Raw genomic sequence first — 2584 nt, forward strand, 5'->3', positions numbered from 1 at the left:
GGACAACACCCCGGCCACGTACGCCGCCGTCACCTCACCGATCGAATGACCAGCCACCACATCGGGCACGACCCCGAACGACTCCACCAAACGGAACAACGCCACCTCGACCGCGAACAACCCGGCCTGCGTGAACACCGTCTGATCCAGCAACCCCGCCTCGACGGAACCCTCCGACGCGAACAGCACCTCCCTGAGCGGACGCGGCAACAACGGATCCAGGTGCGCACACACCTCGTCCAGCGCGGCGGCGAACACCGGGAAGACCGCGTACAACCCGCGACCCATCCCGGCGCGCTGCGCACCCTGACCCGAGAACAGCAGCGCGAGTTGGCCGCGTGCGGCGGCGGAACCGGTCACGACGGCCCCCGACGGCTCGCCGGCCGCCACTGCCGCGAGACCCGCCAGCAGCTCGTCCCGGCTCGCCCCGGACACCACCGCCCGGTGCTCCAACGCCGACCGCGACGCCACCGACGACCAGGCCACATCCACGCCGCGTGGGGCCTCGTCGACGGCGAGCCACCGCGCCCACCGGCCCGCCTGCCCGGCGAGCGCCGCCTCAGAGCGCGCGGACAGCAGCACCGGCACCACCGGCACCTCGCGGACGACGACCTTCCCCTCACCCACCTCAGCAGGCGGCTGCTCAATGATCACGTGCGCGTTCGTGCCGGAGATCCCGAACGACGACACCCCCGCCCGACGCGGCCGACCCACCCGCGGCCACGGCACCGCCTCGGTCGCCAGAGCGACCGCCCCCGCCGACCAATCCACATGCGGAGACGCCTCATCCACATGCAGCGTCGCCGGGACGACGCCGTGGCGCATCGCCAACACCATCTTGATCACACCAGCCACACCCGCAGCCGCCTGCGCATGCCCGATGTTCGACTTGATCGAGCCCAGCCACAGCGGTCGATCGGCGGGCCGCTCCTGCCCGTACGTCGCCAGCAACGCCTGCGCCTCGATCGGGTCACCCAGAGTCGTACCCGTACCGTGCGCCTCGACAGCGTCCACGTCGGCCGTGGTCAGCCGGGCGTTCGCCAGCGCCTGCCGGATCACCCGCTGCTGCGACGGACCGTTCGGCGCCGTCAACCCGTTCGACGCACCATCCTGGTTCACGGCGCTGCCCCGCACCACCGCCAGGATCCGCCGGCCCTCCCTCTGCGCGTCCGACAGGCGCTGCACCAGCAGCACACCGACGCCCTCGGACCAACCCGTACCGTCCGCCGACGCCGCGAACGACCTACACCGGCCGTCGGCCGACAGACCACGCTGCCGCGAGAACTCCACGAACGTCCCCGGCGTCGCCATCACCGTCACACCACCGGCCAACGCCAGATCACACTCACCACTGCGCAGCGCCTGCACCGCGAGGTGCAGCGCCACCAGCGACGACGAGCACGCCGTGTCGACAGTGACCGCCGGGCCTTCGAGGCCGAAGGTGTACGCCACCCGGCCGGACAACACGCTGCCCGAGTTGCCGGTGCCGATGTAGCCCTCGACCTCGGGCGTCTCCATGAGCCGCGTCGAGTAGTCGTGGTAGATGACGCCCGCGAAGACACCGGTCCGGCTGCCCCGCAGGCCGGACGGGTCCAGGCCCGCCGACTCGAACGTCTCCCAGGACGCCTCCAGCAGCAGCCGGTGCTGCGGGTCCATGGCGAGGGCCTCGCGCGGCGAGACACCGAAGAAACCGGGGTCGAACTCCGCCGCGCCGTATAGGAAACCGCCGTGGCGGGTGTACGAGGTGCCGGCGTGGTCGGGGTCCGGGTCGTACAGGGACTCCAGGTCCCAGCCCCGGTCGGCCGGGAACTCCCCGATGCCCTCCCCACCGGTGCTGACCAGCTTCCACAGCTCGTCGGGAGACTCCACCCCGCCGGGGTAGCGGCAGGCCATGCCGACGATCGCGATCGCTTCGTCGGCGTCGCCGGTCGCCGCCTCGTCGGTCGTGACGGTGTCGGGCCGGGTGCCGGCGAGTTCCGCGTACACGTGGGCCGCCAGGACCTGCGGGGACGGGTGGTCGAACACCAGGGTCGAGGTGAGGCGCAGGCCGGTCGCGCCGTTCACCCGGTTACGCAGCTCGACGGCGGTCAGCGAGTCGAAGCCCAGGTCCTTGAACGCCCGGTCGGCCGGCACCGCCTCGGCGCCGCCGTGCCCGAGGACCTGCGCGACCAGGCCCCGGATCAGCTGGTCGACCTGCGCGAGGCCGTCCTCTGCGCTGAGGCCGGTGAGGCGGTCGGCCCAGCCGCCGGGGGCGCCCTGGCCGGCGCGGCGGCGGGTCGTCGCCACGTCGACCAGGTTGCGCAGCATCGGCGGTACGACCGCGCCGGCTGCTGCCGCCCGCAGCGCGGGTACGTCGATCACGGCCGGCACCAACGCCGGCCGCTGTGCCCCCACGGCGGCGTCGAAGAGTTCCAGGCCGGTGCGGGCGTTCATCGGTCGGAGTCCGGCGCGTGCCGTACGGGCCCGGTCGTTGCCGCCGATCGACGCGGCCATGCCTGCCGTGTCCCACATCCCCCACGCCAGACTCACCGCCGGCAACCCGAGCTGCCGCCGGTACACCGCCAGCCCGTCCAGGAACGCGTTA

At 72.8% G+C, this 2584-nt stretch carries 1 protein-coding gene; it reads right to left on the reverse strand.

Annotation, left to right across the window (positions count from 1 at the left end; translation table 11 throughout):
- Positions 1-2584 (reverse strand): type I polyketide synthase (locus ACPCK6_RS29505; RefSeq protein WP_423482845.1); only part of this gene is annotated, 2584 nt, incomplete at both ends.

The sequence above is a fragment of the Micromonospora sp. AB353 genome (assembly GCF_049538395.1).
GTDB classification, from domain to species: domain Bacteria; phylum Actinomycetota; class Actinomycetes; order Mycobacteriales; family Micromonosporaceae; genus Micromonospora; species Micromonospora aurantiaca.